Annotated in this window: 24 protein-coding genes; 8 read left to right on the top strand and 16 right to left on the bottom strand. The window is 71.8% G+C overall.

Features of this window, described 5'->3' with window-relative positions; genetic code table 11:
• Positions 1-170: 170 nt before the first annotated feature.
• The 3 genes from AC3WRT_RS00490 to AC3WRT_RS00480 all read left to right on the top strand — a co-directional run bounded on the left by AC3WRT_RS00490 (position 171) and on the right by AC3WRT_RS00480 (position 1,584).
• Positions 171-506: a hypothetical protein gene (locus AC3WRT_RS00490; RefSeq protein WP_492717835.1), complete on the top strand. Its 336-nt coding sequence runs from the start codon at positions 171-173 to the stop codon at positions 504-506.
• Positions 503-994 (top strand): hypothetical protein, encoded by a 492-nt coding sequence (locus AC3WRT_RS00485; RefSeq protein WP_492717833.1) that lies wholly within the window; start codon positions 503-505, stop codon positions 992-994. Before AC3WRT_RS00490 ends, AC3WRT_RS00485 begins: the two co-directional genes overlap by 4 nt.
• 92 nt (positions 995-1,086) lie before the next feature.
• Complete coding sequence (locus AC3WRT_RS00480) at positions 1,087-1,584, top strand: DUF2505 domain-containing protein (RefSeq protein WP_492717831.1); 498 nt, start codon at positions 1,087-1,089, stop codon at positions 1,582-1,584.
• Positions 1,585-1,685: 101 nt separating this feature from the next.
• On the opposite strand, the gene pruA is transcribed toward AC3WRT_RS00480, so the two are convergent.
• The 8 genes from pruA to AC3WRT_RS00440 form a co-directional block, all read right to left on the bottom strand.
• Positions 1,686-3,314, bottom strand: coding sequence for an L-glutamate gamma-semialdehyde dehydrogenase (gene pruA / locus AC3WRT_RS00475; protein ID WP_492717829.1), 1,629 nt, complete (start codon positions 3,312-3,314; stop codon positions 1,686-1,688).
• A gap of 111 nt (positions 3,315-3,425) precedes the next feature.
• Positions 3,426-3,824, bottom strand: coding sequence for a DUF4870 domain-containing protein (locus AC3WRT_RS00470; RefSeq protein WP_492717827.1), 399 nt, complete (start codon positions 3,822-3,824; stop codon positions 3,426-3,428).
• 103 nt (positions 3,825-3,927) lie between these two features.
• On the bottom strand, positions 3,928-4,641 hold the full coding sequence (locus tag AC3WRT_RS00465; protein WP_492717825.1) for an SGNH/GDSL hydrolase family protein: 714 nt from the start codon (positions 4,639-4,641) through the stop codon (positions 3,928-3,930).
• A gap of 60 nt (positions 4,642-4,701) precedes the next feature.
• Entirely contained in the window at positions 4,702-5,502 is an 801-nt protein-coding gene (locus tag AC3WRT_RS00460) for an alpha/beta hydrolase (protein ID WP_492717823.1), read from the bottom strand.
• A gap of 263 nt (positions 5,503-5,765) precedes the next feature.
• Positions 5,766-6,368: a TetR/AcrR family transcriptional regulator gene (locus AC3WRT_RS00455; RefSeq protein WP_492717821.1), complete on the bottom strand. Its 603-nt coding sequence runs from the start codon at positions 6,366-6,368 to the stop codon at positions 5,766-5,768.
• A gap of 55 nt (positions 6,369-6,423) precedes the next feature.
• A complete protein-coding gene (locus tag AC3WRT_RS00450) occupies positions 6,424-6,960 on the bottom strand; it encodes an NUDIX hydrolase (protein WP_492717818.1) in 537 nt (178 codons plus the stop codon).
• Between the two features lie 13 nt (positions 6,961-6,973).
• Positions 6,974-7,414 carry a DUF6912 family protein gene (locus tag AC3WRT_RS00445; protein ID WP_492717816.1) on the bottom strand — a complete coding sequence of 147 codons (441 nt, stop codon included), beginning with the start codon at positions 7,412-7,414 and terminating at the stop codon, positions 6,974-6,976.
• A complete protein-coding gene (locus AC3WRT_RS00440; RefSeq protein ID WP_492717814.1) occupies positions 7,414-8,835 on the bottom strand; it encodes a WS/DGAT/MGAT family O-acyltransferase in 1,422 nt (473 codons plus the stop codon). The genes AC3WRT_RS00445 and AC3WRT_RS00440 overlap by 1 nt, the downstream gene beginning before the upstream one ends.
• Positions 8,836-8,876: 41 nt before the next feature.
• Here AC3WRT_RS00440 and AC3WRT_RS00435 point away from each other — a divergent pair, with 41 nt between their 5' ends.
• On the top strand, positions 8,877-9,263 hold the full coding sequence (locus AC3WRT_RS00435) for a hypothetical protein (RefSeq protein WP_492717809.1): 387 nt from the start codon (positions 8,877-8,879) through the stop codon (positions 9,261-9,263).
• A gap of 2 nt (positions 9,264-9,265) precedes the next feature.
• Positions 9,266-10,597 (top strand): hypothetical protein, encoded by a 1,332-nt coding sequence (locus AC3WRT_RS00430; RefSeq protein ID WP_492717806.1) that lies wholly within the window; start codon positions 9,266-9,268, stop codon positions 10,595-10,597.
• A gap of 33 nt (positions 10,598-10,630) precedes the next feature.
• Here the strand turns inward: AC3WRT_RS00430 and AC3WRT_RS00425 are convergent, their stop codons facing one another.
• Together AC3WRT_RS00425 and AC3WRT_RS00420 are read right to left on the bottom strand one after the other, a co-directional pair.
• Positions 10,631-12,070, bottom strand: a complete 1,440-nt coding sequence (locus AC3WRT_RS00425; RefSeq protein WP_492717803.1) for a CpaE/TadZ family protein — start codon at positions 12,068-12,070, stop codon at positions 10,631-10,633.
• Positions 12,067-12,729: a CpaB family protein gene (locus AC3WRT_RS00420; protein WP_492717801.1), complete on the bottom strand. Its 663-nt coding sequence runs from the start codon at positions 12,727-12,729 to the stop codon at positions 12,067-12,069. The genes AC3WRT_RS00425 and AC3WRT_RS00420 overlap by 4 nt, the downstream gene beginning before the upstream one ends.
• 330 nt (positions 12,730-13,059) lie before the next feature.
• On the opposite strand from AC3WRT_RS00420, the gene AC3WRT_RS00415 reads away from it, so the two are divergent.
• Positions 13,060-13,287, top strand: a complete 228-nt coding sequence (locus AC3WRT_RS00415) for a helix-turn-helix domain-containing protein (RefSeq protein WP_344255768.1) — start codon at positions 13,060-13,062, stop codon at positions 13,285-13,287.
• A gap of 36 nt (positions 13,288-13,323) precedes the next feature.
• Here the strand turns inward: AC3WRT_RS00415 and AC3WRT_RS00410 are convergent, their stop codons facing one another.
• The gene (locus tag AC3WRT_RS00410) at positions 13,324-13,869 is read right to left on the bottom strand and encodes a hypothetical protein (RefSeq protein ID WP_492717798.1); all 546 of its coding nucleotides are present in this window, start codon (positions 13,867-13,869) and stop codon (positions 13,324-13,326) included.
• Positions 13,870-14,113: 244 nt separating this feature from the next.
• On the opposite strand from AC3WRT_RS00410, the gene AC3WRT_RS00405 reads away from it, so the two are divergent.
• Positions 14,114-14,977 carry a LysM peptidoglycan-binding domain-containing protein gene (locus tag AC3WRT_RS00405; RefSeq protein ID WP_492717796.1) on the top strand — a complete coding sequence of 288 codons (864 nt, stop codon included), beginning with the start codon at positions 14,114-14,116 and terminating at the stop codon, positions 14,975-14,977.
• On the top strand, positions 14,974-15,513 hold the full coding sequence (locus AC3WRT_RS00400) for an Rv3235 family protein (RefSeq protein WP_492717794.1): 540 nt from the start codon (positions 14,974-14,976) through the stop codon (positions 15,511-15,513). The genes AC3WRT_RS00405 and AC3WRT_RS00400 overlap by 4 nt, the downstream gene beginning before the upstream one ends.
• A gap of 115 nt (positions 15,514-15,628) precedes the next feature.
• Here AC3WRT_RS00400 and secA read toward each other — a convergent pair whose 3' ends face one another.
• From secA to AC3WRT_RS00375, 5 genes are all read right to left on the bottom strand, one after another.
• Entirely contained in the window at positions 15,629-18,463 is a 2,835-nt protein-coding gene (secA, locus tag AC3WRT_RS00395) for a preprotein translocase subunit SecA (protein WP_492717792.1), read from the bottom strand.
• A gap of 181 nt (positions 18,464-18,644) precedes the next feature.
• Entirely contained in the window at positions 18,645-19,868 is a 1,224-nt protein-coding gene (locus tag AC3WRT_RS00390; RefSeq protein ID WP_492717790.1) for a winged helix-turn-helix domain-containing protein, read from the bottom strand.
• Between the two features lie 18 nt (positions 19,869-19,886).
• Positions 19,887-20,573 (bottom strand): response regulator, encoded by a 687-nt coding sequence (locus AC3WRT_RS00385; protein ID WP_492717788.1) that lies wholly within the window; start codon positions 20,571-20,573, stop codon positions 19,887-19,889.
• A gap of 149 nt (positions 20,574-20,722) precedes the next feature.
• On the bottom strand, positions 20,723-21,376 hold the full coding sequence (gene hpf / locus AC3WRT_RS00380) for a ribosome hibernation-promoting factor, HPF/YfiA family (protein WP_492717786.1): 654 nt from the start codon (positions 21,374-21,376) through the stop codon (positions 20,723-20,725).
• Positions 21,377-21,638: 262 nt separating this feature from the next.
• On the bottom strand, positions 21,639-22,517 hold the full coding sequence (locus AC3WRT_RS00375) for a ComF family protein (protein WP_492717784.1): 879 nt from the start codon (positions 22,515-22,517) through the stop codon (positions 21,639-21,641).
• Positions 22,518-22,551: the final 34 nt, after the last annotated feature.

Raw genomic sequence — 22,551 nt, 5'->3', positions numbered from 1 at the left:
TGCGGCCCGTGCGGCGGCACGTCGTTGTGCCGCCATCTCACGATGTGAGCCTATCCCCGACCCGTCCCGCGTCTGCACCAGACCCGCTCGGCACCTGGAGAACGCCGCACAGGACACGGCGCGGTGGAGAACTTCGCGGTCCCGGTCCGGCCAGTCCCTAGAGTGGTGCCATGACCGAGCGGACGTGCGGGCCGGGTACGGCGGACCCTGCGACGCTCCGCTCCCTGACGACCGCCCGCGCCACCACCCGGGCGCTCTCCGACGAGCTGCTGACGTACCTGCCCGACCTCGGCGACCTGCCCACCCAGCGTGCGCTGGACGCCTGGGTGGAGCAGGCGGCCGACACCCTCAGGGCCGTGTCCGAGTCCATGGAGGAGCGCCTGCTCGACCTCGGGTCCGGTCGGGCCCGCGACACCGATCCATCGTCGGACCCTGCGGGCCTGCCTGGCTCTGCCGTCGCTCCCCAGGCACCGTGCACCGGGCCGGGTCAGGCGGATCCGCGATGAGTCTCTCCGCCGGTGACCCCGGGTCGACCTCCGCGCTCGGCGGCGCCCTGCACTCCCAGGCGAACCGCGTCGCCGACCTCGTCGTGGACCTCGACTCCGCCGCCCGTCGTGCCGGACGCACCGGCGCACCGGACCCCACCGGCCACGAGCGCGACCTGCTGACCCGCGCCGCGAGCGAGCTCGACCGCGTCGGCAGCCTGCTGCAGTCGTGGACCATGACGGCCGTGGAGTCGGCTGCCCGGCTGCGCGCTCTGGAGCCCGCGCTCGCACGCTGTGACCTCGTCGTCGACGGCCAGCTCGTCGTCGAGCTCCCGGGCCCCAGCCGGGCCGAGCCGGGCGAGCGGCTGGCCGAGCGCGAGCGACTCCAGGAGCTGCTCAACCGCGTGACCGCCGTGCGCGCGCGAGAGCTGTCGCGCGTGCGCCGCGAGCTCGACCACTCGACCACGACGCTCGCCTCCGTCTCCGACCGGGCCCGCTCGGGTCGCTGACGCGCCCCGGCACGTGGCCCCGGCACCCGGGGGACGCCGCCGGACGGCATACGTCGTCAGGCGCACCTCTGGGGTGCAATAACGTGTCGGCCATGAAGATCACCGAGACGATCACGTATGCCGCCTCGCCCGAGGCCGTCTACGCCATGGTCACCGACCCGGCCTTCCAGGAGCGCAAGTGCGTCGAGGCCGGAGCCCAGCGGCACGAGGCCGCGGTGAGCCCGGCAGGCACGGGTACGCGAGTCGTGACGAAGCGCGACCTGCCGGCCGACAACCTCCCGGACTTCGCGAAGTCGGTCATCGGCCCGACTCTCTCTGTGACCGAGACCTACGAGTGGGATGGAGCGGGCGCCGACGCCTCGCGCTCCGGCACGCTGACCGTCGAGGTGGCGGGCGCACCGGTCGCGATGCGGTCGACGATCCGGCTGGCGCCCTCGGGCGGTGGCACGCAGATCACCATCGAGGGTGACCTCAAGGCGTCGATCCCGCTCTTCGGCGCCAAGGTCGAGAAGGCGGCCGCGCCGGCCGTCATCGGCGCGATCCGCAGCGAGCAGCGCACTGGCAACGCCTGGCTGGCCGGCCGCGCCTGACCCGCTCGACGCACCCCGACACGACGCCCCGACACGAGCTGGGCCCGCCTCCTGACGGAGACGGGCCCAGCGGCATACGGCCTCGGGAGCCCTGCGCGGCGTCAGCCCATGTGCGGGTAGGAGTGGTCGGTCGGCGGCACGAACGTCTCCTTGATCGAGCGGACGCTCGTCCAGCGCAGCAGGTTCTGGGCGGCGCCCGCCTTGTCGTTGGTGCCGGAGGCTCGGCCGCCGCCGAAGGGCTGCTGGCCGACGACGGCGCCGGTCGGCTTGTCGTTGACGTAGAAGTTGCCGGCAGCGAAGCGCAGGCGCTTGGTGGCGTCGGCGATGGCGCGGCGGTCCTGGGCGATGATCGAGCCGGTCAGGCCGTAGGGGGCGAAGCGCTCCATCTGGTCGAGCACCGCGTCGTACTCCTCGTCGGGGAAGACGTGGACCGACAGGATGGGGCCGAAGTACTCGGTGCGGAACGACTCGTCGCCCGCATCCTTCACCTCGAGGACCGTCGGGCGGACGAAGTAGCCGACGGAGTCGTCGTAGGTGCCGCCGGCCACGACGTCGATGCCCGCGGTCGCGTGGGCGCGGTCGATGGCGTCCTTGTGCTTGGCGAACGCCCGTTCGTCGATGACGGCGCCCATGAAGTTGGAGAAGTCGGTGACGTCGCCCTGGGTCAGCTCGTTGGTGATGTCGACGAGGTCGTCCTTGACCAGCCTCCAGACCGACGCCGGGACGTAGGCCCGCGACGCCGCCGAGCACTTCTGGCCCTGGAACTCGAAGGCGCCACGGATCATCGCCGTCCGCAGGACGGCCGGGTCGGCGCTCGGGTGGGCGAGGATGAAGTCCTTGCCGCCGGTCTCGCCGACGAGCCGCGGGTAGGTGCGGTAGCGGTCGAGGTTGGTGCCGACCTCGTGCCACAAACGTCTGAAGGTCGGCGTGGAGCCGGTGAAGTGGATGCCGGCGAGGTCCTCGTCGTTCAGGGCAGCCTTGCTGACCTCGATGCCGTCGCCGGTCACCAGGTTGATGACGCCCGGCGGCATCCCGGCCTCCTCGAGCAGCTCCATCGTCAGCTGCGCAGCGAGCTGCTGCGTGGGGCTGGGCTTCCACACCACGGTGTTGCCCATGAGCGCGGGCGCGGTGGGCAGGTTGCCGGCGATGGCGGTGAAGTTGAACGGCGTGATCGCGTAGACGAAGCCCTCGAGGGAGCGGTAGTCGGAGCGGTTCCAGATGCCCTTGGCGTTGAGCGGCGGCTGCTGCTCGAGGATCTGCCGGGCGAAGTGGACGTTGATCCGCCAGAAGTCGATGAGCTCGCACGCGGCGTCGATCTCCGCCTGGTAGGCGGTCTTGCTCTGTCCGAGCATGGTCGCCGCGTTGAGGCGGGCGCGCCACGGCCCGGACAGCAGCTCGGCCGCCTTGAGCAGCACGGCAGCGCGGTCGTCGAAGGAGAGCTCGCGCCACATCGGCGCGGCGGCCTTGGCAGCGTCGACGGCGGCCTGCCCCTCCTGCACCGTGGCGTTGCGCATCGTGCCGAGCACCTTGCGGTGAGCGTGCGGCTGGCGCACCTCGATGGCAGGGCCGGTCCCCGTGACGCGGTCACCGTTGATCGTGTGGGGCAGCTCGGTCTGGTCCGACCCCAGCTCGGCGAGCGCGACCTCGAGCGCGGCTCGCTCGGGCGAGCCCGGCGCGTAGTCGAGCACCGGCTCGTTGGCCGGGGCTGGCACGTGGGTCACGGCGTCCATCAAGTTCTCCTGCTGTTGGCACGGTCGACGCCCGATCGGGGCGTGTGGGGTGGCCGCCTCGTGGGCGAGCCACCCCATCGTTCCATGCCCCCACCAGTGCCCGTCAGCCGATCAGTGCAGGACCGGGATGCTCCACGGGTAGCGGAACGACTCACCGCGGTTCGCCGCCATGGCAGCTCGGACGTGGAACCACACGGCGGCCAGGACGGCCACGATCCATACGATGATGGCGAGCGGGATGAGGATCACGGTGAAGAGCATGATCCAGCCGACGATGATGGCAGCCCACACGGCGAGGTTGAAGTTGAAGGAGTCGGCGGCGGCCCGCCGCACGAACGCGCTGCGGTCCTTGTAGATGGCCCAGATCACCAGGGGGCCGACGAAGCTGAGCCAGCCGGCGGAGATGACGGCGGCGATGATGGCGGCGAGGTGGCCGAGGATGGCCCACGTGCGCTCTTCGCCCGTCGGGGTCAGGGCCTGGCCGTACGGGTTTGGAATCGGTTGTGTCATGACTCCATCGTCTCGCGCCGGGACCCCCGGCGCTGCCGGGAACAGCCCTGACCCGACCCTGATCCGACCCTGACCCGCGGGCGCCGCAGCGGACGGACCGCGGTCACGCGTCGGCGCCCACCGTGTCGTCGACGACGAGCGAGCAGACCTCGCTGGCCGGGTCCGCGATGCCGATGCTCGACAGCAGGGTGAGCGTCAGCTCGTGGTGTCCCCGCGCTCCCGGATGGAAGGTGTCGTCGAGCCACCCGGCGGGGGCGATGTCGTGACCGGCGTGCGCCGCCGCTGCCGCCCACGCCGCAGCGTGGTCGACGACGAGGACCCCGAGGTCACGCCCGACCTCGCGCACCGCCTCGGCATAGAGGCCCATGAGCCGCGGGCTGCGGTCGCCGTCCTCCAGGACCGGGGGCGGAGTCGCCAGCACGACGGTGGCCCCCACGTCGCGGGACCGCTGGACGATCTGGTCGAGGCGGTACCGGAAGCCCCGGACTCCGTCCTCTCCGGCAACGACGTCATTGGTGCCAAACATCACGAAGACGACGTCGGGCGCGAATCGTCCAGCGCGCCAGTGAAACTCAGGAAGGAGGTCCTCGGTCGTCGCTCCGGCCACCCCGGAGTTGACGACGGCGTCTCCACGGCGTCCGAGCTCGCCGCGTACGCGTTCGGCGAAGTGCTCGACGTAGCCGCGTCGCCCGTGCGTGTGCGTGACGCCCTGCGTGATGCTGTCGCCGAGGAAGACCCAGGTCACGGGCGGGCCGGAGAGGATCTCTCGGAGGCGCTCGGCATCGCGGCGGGCGTACTCGTCAGCGGTGAAGTCCATCTGCGCAACGTAACAAGGGATGCCTCGCCGGTGGCTCCCCCGGACCAGCACGTGGGACGGTCAGCCGACCGCGGCGCGGAACCACCGTCCGGCGTTCGTCGGAGCGGGGGTGACCTCGGCGGGGAGCGGCTGCGGCCGGTCATCACCGTGCAGGCTGGCCTCCACGGGGAGCCGGTCGACGAAGCGTGCCACCGCTCCCCCGACGGCAGCGTCCGCGAGCACCCGCCGATGCCCCAGGCCGGCGGTGGAGAGCAGCTGGGCCCCCGGCCAGCACCGCACGAGGTGGGTGGACGGCTCGTGCGGCACCTCTCGGTCGAGCAGGTCGTGGACGACGAGGAGCTTGGGCCGCTCGGGCGGAGCGAGGCCGGTCGCGATCGTCGCGAGGTCGAGCTCTTCGACCGTGTAGCCGGTGCGGCGACGAACCCGCTGGACCAGGCGCCGCGTCGTCCGCTCGCCCAGGGCGAGCTCGGTACGCAGCGCCGAGAACAGGTCGGGTATGCCGCTCGGCGGGGCGATGAGCACCAGCCGCTCCGCTGCGAGCCAGCCGTCGCGGATGGCCAGCAGGGAGGACAGACCTCCCATCGAGTGGGCGACGACCGCCCGTGCCGGCCCGAAGCGTGCGGCGACGGCGTCGAGGCAGTGCCCGAGCTCGACGGCGTCGGTGGAGGCGGCGCCATGGGCGCCGGGGTCCGAGCTGCCGTGGCTCAGCCCGTCGAACGCGACGACCTGCAGACCGCGGTCGAGCAGGGGCGCGACGAACGGCACGAGCTGCTCGAGGCTGCCGCCCCAGCCGTGGACGAGGTAGACGACCGGACCCTCGCCCCAGACCCAGCCCCGGACGGTGCGGCGGCGCAGCTGCACCTCGAACGGAGACCCCAGCCGCTCGCGGATCGGCGACCCGGCGACCGGGCCGGCGGCCGGGTGCCGCCCAGGCGGGAGCCGGAACCAGAGGGTCTCGGCAAGGCGGGCCGCGACCGAGGGAGCCGCGAGGTCGAGTGCTCCGAGGGCCAGTCGCGCAATAGAGCGAACGGTCGTGCTTTTCTATTGGGGCGACTTCGCCATGACAACTCCTGCTGCAGATGCCGGGTGGGTGCGGATGGGTGGACGTGGGCGTCGCGAGAGGGTCAGGTCGATCGCGCTGCGGGCCGGCAGCTGTCGACCAGGCGCTCGAAGGCCCGCCGCGCACGCTCCTCCGCCATCCCGTCGCGCATGAGCCGACGCGCGTGGTGGTGGGCGAGCACGATGCCCTCGAGCTCGTAGGCGAACTGCTCGGGGTCGACGTCCTCGCGGAAGTGCCCCTCGCTCACGGCAGTGCCGACGATGAGGGTCAGGGACTCGAGCTTGTCGCGCTCGGCGCGCACGAGCTCGTCGCGGACCGGACCCTCCTGGTCGTCGAACTCGCTTGCGGCGTCGACGAAGATGCAGCCCCCGCCAGAGCCCGTGGACTGCCAGGCGATCCAGCGGCCGAAGAACTCGCGCACCCGCGGCTCGCCGCGCCGCGCCGCGATGGTGGGGCGCAGGACGACGTCGGCGAACCGCTCACGGGCATGTGCCAGCACTTCGACCTGGAGCGACTCCTTGGACACGAAGTGGGCGTAGAGGCCGCTCTTGCTCAACTTCGTCGCGGCGGCGAGGGTGCCGATGGTCAGTCCGCCGAGCCCGACGAGCGACGCGAGCTCCGCGGCCTCGTCGAGAATGGCTGCCTTGGTGCTCTCACCCTTGCCCATGCGCCATATAAAAGCACGATCGATCGGTTGCGGCAAGAAACTCTTTCCAGCGTCGTCACTCCGACCCATGCGGTTGCGGCGAGCTCGCGAGCCACGAGTGCACCAGGCTCGACCACACGGCGACGCTGTCGGGCACGATGGTGTGCGCCTCCTCGTCCAGCCGGCGCACGAGCTCCTCCACCGTCACCCAGGCACCCCATGACACCTCCTCCGGCTGCCAACGGATGGGTCCGTCCCACGTCACGACGAAGCGGAAGGCGCGGTAGCGGGTGTGGTCGTCGGCGTAGTCGGCGACCCCCAGCGGCTCGAGCGGAACCCCGGCAACACCGAGCTCCTCCTCCAGCTCGCGCACCGCTCCCACCCCAGGGTCCTCCCCTGCCAGCACGACTCCGCCGGCGGCGAGGTCGAGCAGCCCCGGGTAGACATCCTTCATGGTGGTCCTGCGGTGCAGGTAGACCCGGCCCCGCGGGTCGCGCACCACGACCGACGAGGCCGCATGCCGCAGGTTGTGGGCCCGCATGACGGAGCGCGGCGCGGCCCCGACCACCTCGCCGGCGTCGTCGTAGAGGGCGACCACCTCGTCGTCGGCCATGGCGCGTGCCGGCTCAGCCGAAGAAGGAGCGTACGTCGTCGAGCTCGGTCACGTCGTACCACAGCAGTTCGTCGGCCTCCTCCTCGACGCCGTCCGTCACCTCGTCGTCGACGTGGAAGGAGGCCACTCTCGCGAGGGGCACGGGCGCGGTGAGCACGACGGATGACACGGGCACGCCGTGACGAGGCGCCACCCACGAGGGGTCGGCGTCCGCTGCCGCGACCACCCTTCGGTCCGACGGCGCCGAGCGCACCCCGGCCGCGGCCCGGACGGCATCGCTGAACGCGGCGTACTCGAGGTCCTCGACGTCGAGCCCCGGGGCGGCCTTCTCCAGACCCGGCGTGACGGCATACGCCGTGCGCGGGGTGCCGGGGCCGGCCGCGAGCGTCCCGGAGGTGGCGAGCTCCTCGAGGGCCGCCCGTCCCAGGGGGACGTAGACACGCACGACCGGCATCAGGACTCCCTCCCGCTCGTCAGCTCCGCGAGCGACTCGACGATCGACTGGCCGAGCACGTCGACGTCGGGCATCGCGTCGCGGTCGGCGTTGAGGCCGAAGTAGACGCAGCCGTTGTACGAAGTGATGCCGATCGAGAGTGCCTGCCCCTTGGCGAGCGGGGTCACGGGATAGGTCGAGAGCATCTCGGCGTCCCCGGCGTAGAGCGGCGTCTGCGGGCCCGGCACGTTGGTGATCATGACGTTGTAGAGCCGGCGGGACATGGCCGACCCGAGACGGGCCCCCAGCGCGTGCAGCGTCGGTGGCGCGAAGCCGGCGAGGTTGGCGAGCGAGGTCGCCCCCACTGCCTGGCCGCCCTCCATCTGCTGCCGCATCGCGAAGGCGATCTGGTGCAGCCGCATCGAGGCACCCGGCTCGCCCACCGGGAGGTTGACGACACACGCCATGACCTGGTTGGCGTACATGCCGGCCGGATCGTCACCATAGATGCTGACCGGCACCATGGCGCGCACAGCGGTGTGCGGGCTCACGGGCTCGCCGCGTCCGAGCAACCACGCGCGGAAGCCGCCGGCGATGGTCGCGAGGACGACGTCGTTGATCGTCACGTCCTCGGCGTACGCGCCACGGGCCAGGTGCTTGCGCACGCGTCGGTAGTCGTCCAGGTCGGTCGCGACCATCACCCATCGCCGGGCGGAGCCGATCTCGGCGTTGAGCGGTGAGTCGGGAGCCGGACGCGCAGCCGTCCGGGCGACGGTCGAGAGCACCTGACCGGCCGACTCGGCGGCGCGCAGGCCCACGTTGAACGCGTCGTTGAGGCCGCCTCGCACGAGGTCGAGGACCTGCGTGGGGCGCCGCACCGCGTCGACGACCGCGCCGGTCACCAGCTCGACGGAGGACGGCGCCCGGGTGGGCTCCCAGGGCGTGACGACGGCGCCGAGGTCCTCACCTCGCGTGGCGTCGACGATGACGTGGGCGATGTCGAGCGCGTTGACGCCGTCGATCAGGGCGTGGTGCGTCTTCGTGACGATCGCGAACCGGCCGTCGTGCAGGCCCTCGACGAGGTAGACCTCCCAGAGCGGACGGGTGCGGTCGAGCTTGCGCGGCTGCACGCGGGCGACGAAATCCTGCAGCTGCCGGTCGCTGCCGGGTTGCGGCAGGGCGGCGCGGCGCACGTGGTAGCCCATGTCGAAGGCCTCGTCGTCGACCCAGACGGGGTTGGCGATGCGTCCGGGGACGTCACGTACCTTCTGGCGGAAGCGCGGGATCGCCCCGATGCGGCTCTCGATGATCCGGACCAGCTGGTCGTGGTCGAAGCCCTCCTGCGGCGGCCGGAAGACCATGACCGACCCGACGTGCATCGACGTGGTCGACTCCTCGAGGTAGAGGAACGACGCGTCGAGCGAGGTCAGGCGGTCAGACATGCCCACACTCTGCCAGAAGGCCCCCACCTAGGATCGGTCCCATGCGTGCGTTTCGTGCCCTCCCGTATGCCGTGTGCGTGCTCGCCCTCGCGGGGCTGTCTGCCTGCTCCTCCAGCGGCCCCGGAGCGGGGCCCGGCGCTGCCACCGGCGTCGCCTCGACGGGCAACGTCAAACGCCTCGAGGTGAAGGTGACGGGCAGCACCGTGACGCCGGCGCCGGCCCAGGTCGACCTGCCCATCGGCTCGACCCTGGAGCTCGTCGTGACGAGCGACCACGACGACGAGCTGCACGCCCACGGCTTCGACGTCGAGGCAGCGCTCAAGGGTGGTGTCCCCACCACGCTTCGGCTGACGGGCCAGGAAGCCGGCGTCTACGAGATAGAGACCCACGAACCCGCCCTGACGCTGCTCACGGTGGCCGTGCGTTGACCGTGGCGATCCTGCCCGCCGTCGCCCCCGCGCACGGTGTCGGCAACCGGGGCGACCTGCCGCTGCCCTTCACGGCCCTGGTCATCGCCGCGGTCGCCGCGCTGCTCATCTCGTTCGTCGCGATCGGGACGCTGTGGCGCGAGCCGCGCCTCCGGGCGACGGACGGGATGCTGCTGCCGAGACCCCTCGCAGCCCTGCTCGACTCGCGGTGGCTGCGCGTGGTTGCCCGAGTGCTCGCTGCCGCCCTGACCCTGTGGACGCTGGCCGCGCTCTTCCTCGGCCCGGACTCGGCGCGCAACCCGGCGCCCTACGTCATGTACGTCTGGCTCTGGGTCGGTCTCGCCTTCGCGTCCATGCTGCTCGGGCCCGTGTGGCGGGTCGTCAACCCGGTCCGGGCGCTGCACACCGGCCTGCTGCGGCTCGCGCGCGTGTCACCCGACCTCGCCGCAGTGCCCTACCGCTGGGGCCTGTGGCCGGCGGCCGTCGGCCTCGGCACGTTCACCTGGGTCGAGCTCGTCGCCGAGGGCAACACGTCGCTGCCCTTCCTGCGGCTGCTCGTCGCCGGCTTCTTCGCCGTGTCGCTCCTCGGTGCGGCCGTCTTCGGCCGCACCTGGTTCGACCGTGCCGACCCCTTCGAGGCGTGGTCGCGGCTGCTCGGCCTGCTCTCGCCGCTGGGCCGGCGGCCCGACGGGCGCTGGGTGGTGCGCACTCCCCTGCACGGCGTCAACGGCTTGTGGGGCCAGCGGGGGCTCGTGCCCACCGTCGCCGTCATGCTCGGCGGCACGGCATACGACGGCTTCTCGGCCAACCTCTCGTGGTCGACGTTCGTGCAGTCCTCGCCCGTGCCGTCCTCGCTGCTCAAGACCGCGACCCTCCTCGCCTTCTTCGTGCTCGTGGCGGTGACGCTCTGGACCGCCTCGTTGGTCTCGGTGTGGATCGCCGGCGAGCCGGCCGCCCGCTCCTTCTCCTTCGTCAGCGACATCGCGCCCTCGCTGATCCCGATCGCCGGCGGCTACCTCGTCGCGCACTACTGGTCGCTCTGGGTCTACCAGGGGCAGTCCACCTGGCGGCTGCTGACCGACCCGCTCGGCACCGGCGCGGACCTGCTCGGGACCGCCCACCTCGTCCCGGACGACACACTGATCCAGCCGACGCTCATCGCCACGATCCAGGCCGTCAGCATCGTCGTCGGCCACCTGCTCGGGGTCCTTGCGGCGCACGAACGCGCCATCACCGTCCTCGACCGGCGCGCCGCCGTCATCGGGCAGGTGCCGCTCATGGCCGTCATGGTCTTCTACACCCTGGCCGGGCTCACGATCCTCTTCGCCCCCTGAGCGGGCCGACCGGAAGACGTGGCTCCCGACCACTCAGCCCACGGCTGCCCACGAGCGGCGCCCCAGCACGCCACGTCCCCGACGCTGCCTGCGCGCGCGGCGCTCCCGGGACGGCGCCGTCCAGGGCAGCAGGCCCGTCGCCAGGTCGGCGACCGCTCGGCGCACCGGCGAGTCGGGCGCATGCTCGACGAGCGAACGCCCCGCGAGCAGCGCGCCGTCGAGGGTCGTCGGGTCATCGGGCACGAACCGCACGGACGTCAAGCCCGCGAAGCGCAGCAGCGAGTCGGCGATGCGGGACTCCGGCCGGGAACCGACGGCGCCGCTGCGCACGCGGTTGACGACCGGGACCGGCTCACCGGAGGGCACGGTGCCCAGCTCCTGGAGACCCCGGACGAACCGCTGCAGGCCGACCGGGTCGGCGCCCCCGACGGCGACGACGAGGTCGGAGGCGGCCAGGGCGGTGAGTGTGGCCTCGTTGCGACGCGGCGCCATGGTGTCGTAGCTCAGCTCCTCGTCGTCCTCGAGGCAGAAGCCGCAGTCCACGACGACGACCCGGGCGAGCGACCTGCTGAGGTCGAGGACGCGTTCGAGCGCGGCGGCCCGAACCTCCGGCCAGCGCTCGGCCTTGGGAAGCCCGGTGAGAACCCGGAGCCCGGGCACCACCTCCGGTGCGATGCGCGACAGGGCCGGCAGGTCGAGCAGGCCCTGGTCCGCGGCCCGGCAGGCGGCAGCGACTCCGGGTGCCTCGTCCAACAGACCCAGCGACTGCGCCACGCAGCCGCCGTAGGTGTCGGCGTCGACGAGGAGAGTCGGCACCCCGCGACTGGCGACCTCGGCGGCCAGCGTCGTCGCGATGGTGGTGCGGCCCGGCGCGCCGGTCGGACCCCAGACCGCGATGACGGGTGTACGGGCCGGACCGTCCTGCGGGCCGCCGGGCGAGCTCTCCCCGCTCCGAGTCCCCGACTCATGGGAGGCGTGGGCCGCGATGCCGCGGGTGGCGGCGTGGGCTCCCTCAGGGAGCCACCCGGAGCCGCCCTCCGAGGCGCCCTCGAAGGTGCCCTGGGAGGCGGCCTGGGAGGCGTCCACGTCTGAGTTCTGCAGAGCCGCTTCCAGGTCGTCGCCCGGCGAGCCGTCGTCCTGCAGTGCCTGCACCCACCGGTCGGCGCCGGCATCGACCGGCACAGTCACCGAGATCGTGAGCTGGCGCAGCCGCCGCTCAGCGCCCTCGTCATCAGGCGGGTAGACGCCGATGACACGGATCCGGTTGGCACGCAAGCGATCGACGACGGCGAGATCGAGGCCACGGAGGTCCGAGGAGACCACGGCGGTCTCGCCCAGACCGGCTTCAGCGACAGACAGCAGCTCGGACACGTCGGCACAGCGACGGCTCACCGTGACGTCGCGCAGCCCCTCGAGCGCGGTGGCCACGACTGACTCCCACCGGTGACCGAGCGCGGTCAGCACCTCGGTCATGCCCCGCCTCCGGACACTGCCCCAACGGACGGCACGAGCGTGAGCTTGGCCTCGGCATCCACGGCCTCGACGAGCGGCTGGACCTTGTCGGCGGGCACGTAGATCTGCACCGATGTCATCGACCCGGAGCCGAAGCCCCCGGAGCTGGTCAGCACGGCGGCCACGGCGGCGGACTCGAGCAGCTTCTTCGTCGGCGCGGTGTCCGAGTCACGTGCGGTGGAGACCTTGGGCGTCACGAAGACGTCGACCCTGCTGCCCCGCGCGAGACCCGTCGTGGCCAGGGCATCGGCCCGCACGGTGACCCGTTGCACCTCCACCGCGTCGGGGCTGCCGACCGCCGACGACGGGACCAGCTCGCCGGCACGCACGTCCCGCACCATGAACGACCCCGTGGGGACAGGGGCGTCGGCCGCGAGGTAGCCGCCCATGCGGTCCGCCAGCTGCACGTCCGCCCGGACGAAGGAAGCCTCGTCCACCGTGTCACCGGCGACGAGGTTGCTCGCCGCGACCCACACCGGCACGCGGTCGTCGGCGCTCGCGACAACCCTCGCACCCAGGGTCGCCGCCAGGACGATGAGCAGCACCCCGACCACGAGGCGGCTGTCACGCCAGGAGGGTCGCTGGAGTCGCTTGGCGCTGGGACTGGCCAGCTCGGTCATGGGGCCCCCTGTGGTCCGCGAGTCGATGGCTGCGCCGCCGCGGCCCTCGAGCTTGCACGTCGTCACGGGCGCCGGGCGTCGCGGCAACATCCTGCATCAAACCGACGTGAACCGCCCGTCCAGACCCACAGCCGGGGACAACGGACGAGGACCGCCGCATCGCTGCCTAGGATGAGGGCGTCCCCGGTCCGCACCACACGGTCGGCCGGACACGGTTCGCCGGCCCGTCCAAGCGGCCGTCGGGCTGCTCACGGCCGTGTCCGGACGCGGCGAGTCGGGGTACGAGTGAGGTCGAGGGTCGTCGGTGAGGCGGTCAGAGGAGGAGTGAGCGTGGCCCAGCGGTTCCTGCAGCTCGCCGAGGTGTCGGAGATCCTCAACATCTCCTCCGCCCAGGCGTACGCCCTCGTGCGTTCGGGTGAGCTGCCCGCCATCAAGATCGGCGGCCGCGGGCAGTGGCGGGTCGAGGCGACCGAGCTCGAGAGCTACATCCAGAGGATGTACGCCGAGACGAAGTCGTTCGTGCAGGCGCACCCGTTCGGCGGCGCCGGCGAGGAGTGAGCCCTCGACCGGCGTCCTTCCACCCGAGGCCGCGAGTCAGAGGCGGCGCACCGACCCGACCGACCAGAAGGGCACGAGCAGCCGGCCGGTGAGGTTCGCCGTGCGCCGCGTCTCGTCAGGGGCGTGCTCAGCCAGCTCGAGGTGGTCCGCGCCCACGACGTCGATGGTGCCAGTGGCCGTCCTGGCGTCGAGGTCGCAGATCTCGACCGCCGCACGGTCACGGCTCACGGCCCGAAGCGCCGCTCCCAGCCCGAAGCGCCTGGCCACGAGCGACGGGGTGCGGGCGCCGGGCCCGAGTCCCGACACGGCCCGCACCGCGCCCAGCGCCACGAGGACGGGACGCTCGGGGGCAGGCTCCACGAGAGCCCAGTCCGGGCCGACGTCGACAAGGCGACCGGACACGACCCGGCCGGGCAGGCGCAGCGCGACCTGCACGGTGGCGAGGTTGGCGAGAAGGCGCGTATGGAGGTCGATGAGTGCCCTCTCGCGCCGAACGCGGTCGGCGACCTCCGAGTCCAGCTCACGGACCTCCTCGATGGCCAGCTGTGCCTCGAGGTCATCGAAGAGGCGGTCCCAACGCATGCGCACAGCCTCCCCCTGACCACGGTCGATCGGCCATTCGACGGAATCTTGACCATCATCATACTTGACCAAACGCAAGCAAACTGCATTAAATAGACGCATGCACAGGGGTACAGGCTCAACGACAACCGCGGCGGCGCGCGAGCGCTCGCAGCAGCCGCCGAGCATCCATCGAGGTGGTCGGGACCAGACTCGCCATGACACGCCGCGAACCGAACATGTCGGCCGCGTCCCGGCCCGAGCGGTGCTCGGGCTGGCCGTCGCCATGGTCGCCCTCTTCGTCCTCGTGGCTGTCGCCCGCCGGTCGGTCCCCCCGCCCTCCGCGACGGAGAGACCGGACGAGGTCCTGCTGCGCATGCTGGCGTGGGTCGGAGCGGCGCTTGCGGCCTGGCTGGCTCTCGGTTCGATCCTGGCCGTGCTGGCCCTCCTCCCCGGCGCCGCGGGTCGTCTCGCAGGAGAGGTCGCGGACCGCGTCACCCCACTCGCCGTGCGCAGGCTGCTGACGCTGGTGCTCGGGGCCTCGGTCGGCTCCCTCGCCCTCCCCGCTGCTCCCGTCTCCGCGACCGGCTCGGCAGCAGGCCTCGGCTCCGGTAGTTCGGGACCGACTGCCGGGACGCCGCAGGAGCTGGTCCCGGGGTACTCCCCGACGTCGGACTCGACGTCCGTCCCGACAGCCACACCGCCTCCGACCGCGGGTCGCGGGCGCTCGACGATGCCGTCCGACATCGCCGTGCCGAGGCACGCACCAGGACCGGGCTTCGCGCCCTCGGCCGCCCCGTCGCGCCCAACCACCGGCGGCAGCTCCCCCGGCTACCTGCCGACGGCGCCCCTGCGCGTCCACGACACTGAGCGCACGCGACTGCTCGCTCCCGCACCCCGGATCGCGAGCTCCTCCCACGACCTGGTGACCGTCCGCCGTGGCGACACCCTCTGGTCGATCGCCGCCCGCCACCTCGGTCCCGGGGCCAGCGACGCCGAGATCGCGCACGAGTGGCCGCGCTGGTATGCCGCGAACCGTGACGCCGTGGGTGAGGACCCCGACCTGCTCCTGCCCGGGCAGCAGCTGAGGCCACCCACCGTCCCCACCGAGCAGGGAGTGCAGCGATGAGCGACACGACGACACCGGCCACGGGCGCGGCGGCGACCGAGCCCCACACCTTCACCGTGCGACGCATCCCGCAGACGGCACCGCGCATCATCAGTGCCGACGAGGCCTGGGACGGCGAGCAGCCCTACGCCCAGGACGCGCTGGCCCTGGACTTCTTCGGGCCGCGCGACGACGAGGACTTCGGTCGTCAGCCCACCCGCACCAGCCTGCTCCCCGATCCCGTGCCGTTCGTCGCGCGCCTGTCGCAGGCGGTCGTCGAGGTGGTCTCCGGGCAGCGGCCGGCGCCGCAGCTCATCAGGCACACGGCACCCACCATCTACTCGGTGATCGCCCGGCAGGCGATGGTTGCCGGTCGCCGCCGCACCCCTGGCCCGCGCCGGCCCGCCGTCGTGCGTCGCGTCCGGGTGTGCGAGCCGGCCGACGGCATCGTCGAGGCCTGCGCAGTCGTCGTGTCGCACGGAAGGGTGCGGGCCCTCGCCCTTCGGCTCGAGGGTCTCGACGGGCGCTGGCTCGTCACCGCCCTGACGATCGGCTGACCCGACCCGACCACCAGCCGTTGGCCCTCCGCATCGTCAGATGGTCATCGGATCATCCGTGGCACGGCGACGGCCCGGACACCATGGGTGTCCGGGCCGCCGTCTGCTCCTCGGGTCAGCGGCGCTTCCGCTTGACCTTCTTGCCACGGCGGTCCGCCTGGCGCTCGACCGTCTGCTGGCCACCGGACTCCACAGCCCGACCGTCCTCGCCCGGCGCCGTGTAGCGCAGGCCCGCGGGACGCTGTCCGTCGGCGTCGAGGTCGACACCCGAGACGCGGACGCCCGAGCCGAAGGGGCGACGCCCGGTCGCGATGCCCTCGGCCTCCTCGTCCACCTCGGCTGCAGCACCGGTCGCGTCGTCGGGCACCGGCGGCGCCGCGGAGAGGTCACGAACGAGGTCGCCGACCGACATGGGCGCTGCCCCGACAGCGGCAGCGGCCGGCTCGGGCACCGAGACCTCGACGGAGAACAGGTGCGAGACCGACTCCTCCTTGATCGCCTCCATCATCGCCTCGAAGAGCTGGTAGCCCTCGCGCTGGTACTCGATGAGCGGGTCGCGCTGGGCCATCGCCCGCAGGCCGATGCCCTCCTGGAGGTAGTCCATCTCGTAGAGGTGCTCGCGCCACTTGCGGTCCAGGACCGACAGGACAACCCGGCGCTCGACCTCGCGCATGGTCTCGGCGCCGAGCGACTCCTCGCGGAGGTCGTACGCGTGGTGGGCGTCGGACATCAGCTGCTCGCGCAGGAGGTCGGCCGTGATCGCCTGGCGCCCGCCGGCCATGTCCTCGACCTCCTCGATGGTGAGCGAGACCGGATAGACCTGGCGCATCGCCTCCCAGAGCTTCTCGAGGTCCCAGTCGGCGGCGAAGCCCTCGCCGGTCGCGGCGTCGACGTAGGAGTTCACGACGTCGTTGACGAAGAGGCGCAGCTGCTCGTGGAGGTCCTCGCCCATGAGCACGGCACGACGCTCGTCGTAGATGACCTGGCGCTGGCGGTTCATGACGTCGTCGTACTTCAGGACGTTCTTGCGGATCTCGTAGTTCTGCGCCTCGACCGATCCCTGCGCCTTCTGGATCGAGTTCGTGACCATCTTGGACTCGATCGGCACGTCGTCCTCCATGCCGGCCGTCTGCATGAAGCGGTCGACGAGGCCGGCGTTGAACAGGCGCATGAGGTCGTCGTTGAGCGAGAGGTAGAAGCGGGACTCGCCGGGGTCACCCTGACGACCGGAGCGACCACGCAGCTGGTTGTCGATGCGGCGCGACTCGTGGCGCTCGGTGCCGAGGACGTAGAGGCCGCCCAGCTCGGTGACCTCCTCGTGCTCGGCCGCCACCTCCTCCTCCGCCTTGGCGAGAGCCTCGTCCCAGGCGGCTTCGTACTCCTCCGGGGTCTCGTGCGGGTCGAGACCGCGCTTCTTCAGCTCGGCCACCGCCCGGAACTCGGAGTTGCCGCCGAGCATGATGTCGGTGCCTCGACCGGCCATGTTGGTCGCGACGGTGACGGCGCCCTTCCGGCCGGCCTCGGCGACGATCGCCGCCTCGCGCTCGTGCTGCTTCGCGTTGAGCACCTCGTGCTTGATGCCGCGCTTCTTCAGCTGCTGGGACAGGTACTCGCTCTTCTCGACCGAGACCGTGCCCACGAGCACCGGCTGCCCCAGCGCGTGCCGCTCGGCGATGTCGTCGACGACGGCGTCGTACTTGGCCACCTCGGTGCGGTAGACGAGGTCGGCCTGGTCCTTGCGGATCATCGGGCGGTTCGTCGGGATCGGGATGACGCCGAGCTTGTAGATCGAGTTGAGCTCGGCGGCCTCGGTCTGGGCCGTTCCGGTCATTCCGGAGAGCTTGTCGTACATGCGGAAGTAGTTCTGCAGGGTGATCGTGGCGAGCGTCTGGTTCTCGTTCTTGATCTCGACGCCCTCCTTCGCCTCGATGGCCTGGTGCATGCCCTCGTTGTAGCGGCGGCCGGGCAGCATACGGCCGGTGTGCTCGTCGACGATGAGGATCTCGCCGTTCATGACGACGTAGTCCTTGTCCTTCTTGAACAGCTCCTTGGCCTTGATGGAGTTGTTGAGGTAGCCGATGAGCGGCGTGTTGACCGTGTCGTAGAGGTTGTCGATGCCGAGGAGGTCCTCGACGCGGGCGATGCCGGACTCGAGCACGCCGACCGTGCGCTTCTTCTCGTCGACCTCGTAGTCACCGCGGCCGTCCTCGCCGCGGGTCAGGCGCGCTGCGATGCGCGCGAACTCCACGTACCACTTCGTGGCGAGGTCGGCCGGGCCGGAGATGATGAGCGGCGTGCGAGCCTCGTCGATGAGGATGGAGTCGACCTCGTCGACGATGCAGAAGTTGTGGCCGCGCTGGACGAGCTCCGCGGGGTCCCAGGCCATGTTGTCGCGCAGGTAGTCGAAGCCGAACTCGTTGTTCGTGCCGTAGGTGATGTCCTTGGCGTACTCGGCGCGCCGCTGCTCGGGCGTCATGGACGCGAGGATGCAGCCGGTCTCCATGCCGAGGGCGCGGTGCACGCGGCCCATCAGCTCGGACTGGTACTCGGCGAGGAAGTCGTTGACGGTGATGACGTGCACGCCCTGGCCGGACAGCGCGTTGAGGTAGCTCGGGAGGGTCGCGACGAGCGTCTTGCCCTCACCGGTCTTCATCTCGGCCACGTTGCCCATGTGCAGGGCCGCACCGCCCATCAGCTGGACGTCGAAGTGGCGCTTGCCGAGGGTCCGCTTGCTCGCCTCACGGACGGCCGCGAAGGCCTCCGGGAGCAGCATGTCGAGCGTCTCGCCGTTGTCGAGCCGCTCGCGGAAACCCTTGGTCTCGTCGCGCAGCTCCTCGTCGGTGAGCTTCTCGAAGTCGGCCTCGAGGGCGTTGACCTGCCTGGCGAGGCCCTGGAGCTTCTTCAGGGTCCGGCCTTCGCCGGCGCGAAGCAGCTTCTCGATGACGGCCATCTGGTGATCTCACTCCCGACTGAACGTGTGGACGCGCCCGGTGGGCGGGCTCCATCGCCCGTGATGGGTCACGGGACCCGCCTAGGCTAGCCGCCTTGCGGACACAACGACCAACGCACCGGCGACGAGGTCGGTTCCGGACCCCCTCTCCCGAGGACGTATGCCGTGTGGCCGGCGGCGCTCAGCCGGCCGGCGAGGTCCTCGCCTCCTGCGCCAGATCGACCCGGGCGAGGCCGAGCCACTGCGCCATCGACTCCAGGTTGGCGAGCAACGCGGCCCGTGCCTCGACAGGGGCGCCCGGCTCCCACGAGACACGGTGGCAGCGCAGCGTGCCGGCGGTGCGGTCGGCCTTGAGGTCGCAGCGTGCCACGAGTGCGTCCCCGTAGAGGAAGGGCAGCACGTAGTAGCCGTGCACCCGCTGGTGCGGCGGGGTGTAGATCTCGAGGCGGTAGTGGAAGTCCCACAGCGCATGGATGCGCTCTCGTTGCCAGACCAGCGAGTCGAAGGGGCTCACCAGTGCTTCGGCGTGCACCCGTCGGGGCACCCGCGCCTCTGCGTGCATCCAGGCGGGCTTCCACCCCGGGACCGTCACCGGGACCAGCTCCCCCTCGGCGACGAGGCGCGCGATGGCCGGGCGCGCATCCTCCCGCTTGATCCGGAAGTAGTCGGCGAGGCAGAGCTCGGTGGCCACGCCGTGCGCGCGGGCCGCGATGCGGACGAGCTGAACGTAGCGGTCGGGGTCCGCCTCGGGGCCCGGTCGCCCCGTCCACGCGGTGCGTAGCGCGGGCGGCGCGGTGGCGGTCAGCGCGGCATACCTGCGCTCGAACTGCGTGGTCCGACCGGCGGAGCTGATCTGCCCGGCCCAGAAGAGGTACTCGAGCGCCTGCTTGACCTCCGACCAGTTCCAGCCCCAGTGGTCGGTGCGTCGCGGCTGGTCGTGCGCGAGGGCGACCTCGACCTCGCGTGCGGTCATCGGGCCACGTGCCTCGACCTCCGCCCGTACGAGGTCGACGTAGTCGGGACGCTCCTGGAGGATCCGGCGCATGCCACCCCAGGCCTTCTCGGCGGCCGCCCGCATCCGGAAGTCGAGCAGCGGCCACGTCGACGGCGGGACGAGGCTCGCCTCGTGCGCCCAGTACTCGACGAGTCGCCGGGGCGCCCGGTCACGGGCCCGGTCGAGCAGGGTCGTGTCGTAGGGCCCGAGACGGGAGAAGAACGGGAGGTAGTGGCTGCGGGCGAGCACGTTGACGCTGTCGATCTGGACGACGCCCACGCGGTCGACGACACGTTGCAGGTGGCGCGTCGTCGCGGTGAACGGCGCGGGGCGAGGGTCGAGGAAGCCCTGGGCAGTGATGGCGACCCGCTTGGCCTGCGCGCGTGAGAGCGTGCGGCTGGCTCCGGTCATGCCTCGGTCACCGGACGCTCACTCACCGGGGTCGATGAGCCGCTGGCGGACGGCATACATCGCCGCCTCCATGCGCGAGTGCATCTGCAGCTTGTCGAGGATGTTGCGGATGTGGTTGCGCACGGTGTTCTCGGAGATGAACAGCTCCCCAGCGATCTCGCGGTTGAGCCGACCACGCGCCACGAGCCGGAGGATCTCGAGCTCCCGTTCGGTCAGGCGGGGCAGCTCCAGGCCCGGTGTGGGGCCCGGCGCCGAGGCTCCCTGGCTGATCTGGGCGAACTCCGTCAGCAGCTTGGACGCCATCAACGGCGAGAGCAGCGACTGGCCGTGGAAGACCCCACGGATGCCGGCCGCCACCTCCTCGGGCGGCACGTCCTTGAGCAGGTAGCCGTTGGCCCCGGCACGGACCGCCTCGAAGAGGTTCACCTCGTCGTCGGAGCTGGTCAGCATGATGATGCGGGCGGACGGGACGCGTTGCTTGATCACGCGGCAGGCGTCGATCCCGCCGCGCTTGGGCATGCCGACGTCCATGACGATGACGTCCGGCAGCATCTCCTCGGCCTGGTCGACCGCCTCCACCCCGTCGGCCGCCTCACCGACGACCTCGATGCCCTCCTCGACGGCCAGCACCGTCTGCAGGCCCCGGCGGTAGAGGGCGTGGTCGTCGACGATGAGGACGCGGATGACGTCGGGGGGCAGGTTCACGGCTCCATCTTGGCCCACCGCATGGACAGACGGCCGTCGGCACCCCCTCCGTGGTGACCGGCGCGCCGCCGGGCGGTCGCGTCCACGCGACGGGGCGCCGCCCGCTGTGGGAGGCGCCCCGGAGGGGTGTCGCTGGGTGCTGCCGACCCTCAGCCGGTGGCGGCGACGGATGCCTCGGCATCCGTCTCGAGGTACAGCACGCCGTAGCTCCAGCCGCGGCGCCGGTAGACCACGCTGGGTCGGTCGGTGTCGGCGTCGTGGAAGAGGAAGAAGTCGTGCCCGACGAGCTCCATCTGGTTGACGGCGTCCTCGAGCGACATGGGCGCGGCCGTGTGGATCTTCTCCCGGACCTCGATCGGCGAGTTACCGAGCGCACCGAACCGCTCGAGGTCGTCGACCCGGCCGCCACGGTCGGCTCCGGGCTCGGACGCGCCGGGGGCCGAGCCGTTCGAGGAGATGTCGACGCGGGCCGTCGCCTGCGCGACCGATTCAGGGATCCGCCGTCCGCGGCTGACGCGTCGCTTGTCGTGCACCCGCCTGAGACGCTCCATGAGCTTGTCCACTGCCGCGTCGAGAGCTGCGAACTTGTCGTCGAGACAAGCCTCAGCCCGGATGACGGGGCCCTTTGCGTGGCAGGTGATCTCGACCTTCTCGGACCCACGGGCAACCCGCTCGTGGGTGACGACGACGTCGATGCGGTGCACCTTGGGGGCGAGCGCCTGGACCTTGGCCAGTCGCTCGTCGAGCTGCTCACGGAATCGGTCGGGGATCTGGACGTGGCGTCCAGTGACGACAATCTCCACGGTTCCTCCTTGATCGCGCACGCCTTCTGCGTGCAGTGCAGTGAGAGTGGTTCCGGGCCTCTGGATACCCAGGACGGGCCCGCCGGTGAGGCGGCACCACCCCTTCCTGTCGATCGTCGCCCCCGGGACGGCCGGATGGTCGCACCCCGCAGGACGAGGGTCCATGCCATCGACCCTAGTGGGGCCACGCGCCCACTGGAAGGCGTGCCTCCCACCCGTCGGGACCCGCCGCCCACGCGATCCGAGGACCTCGGGTGGCCGGTCACCCGCGCGTACGTTGCGTGGCGGCCAAGGACGCGCCCACGACGTCCGCCGCCCCTGCGCTGCGCAACGCCCGCGCGGCCTCGGCGAGCGTGGCGCCGGTCGTCACGACGTCGTCGACGAGCACACAGCGGCGGCCGGCCACCACCCTCCGCCACGACGGGTGCACCGCGAGCGCGCCATCGAGGTTGCCGCGCCGCTCCAGCGTGCCGAGCCCCGACTGGTCCTCGACGCGGCGGACGTGACGCAGCGCCGGGGCCACTCGGAGCAGGGATCCAGGCCGCCCGGCGAGCGCCGCGACGGCCGACTCGCAGAGCCCGACCATCGGCGTGTCGCCGCGCTCTCGCACCGCGCGTCGGGACGAGGGCGCCGGGACGACCAGCAGGGTTCCGCGGTCCCAGCCTGCACCCCGCAGCGCTCCGACGAGGGAGGTCGTGAGCAGGGGTCCGAGCACCGCCACGAGGTCTCGACGGCCGGCGTCCTTCCAGGCCGACACGGCGGCCCGCAGCGGGTCGGCGTAGACACCCCACGCGTACACGGGCGGCATCCCGTCGGGCACGGGGTGCGGCACGACCCAGGGACCACCACCGTGACCACCACCGTGACCACCGCCCTGACCACCGCCCTGACCGGGTGACGGCCCCCCCGACTCGGGAAAGGCGAGGGTCGCGAGCGCCTGATCGCAGCGCCGGCACCAGTTCGCCCCGGCGCGGAGGCAGCCACCACACTCACGCGGCAGCACGAGGTCGAGCAGCTCGCTCGCCTGCAGCCGCGACAGCAGGCTCGGGCCGGCGGCCAGCGGATTTTCGGCACGTCCGTGGCCGGGGGCGCGGCTCGCGCCGCCGAGCTTGCCCCGCGCGCCGCGTGCGCCACGTCCCATGCAACCACCCGTCCGTCCAGCCATGCGGTCCAGC

It is taken from the genome of Terrabacter sp. FW104-15G4B (genome assembly GCF_058790095.1).
Note: the sequence above shows the minus strand (reverse complement) of the source record. Positions and strands in the feature narration are given on the sequence as shown.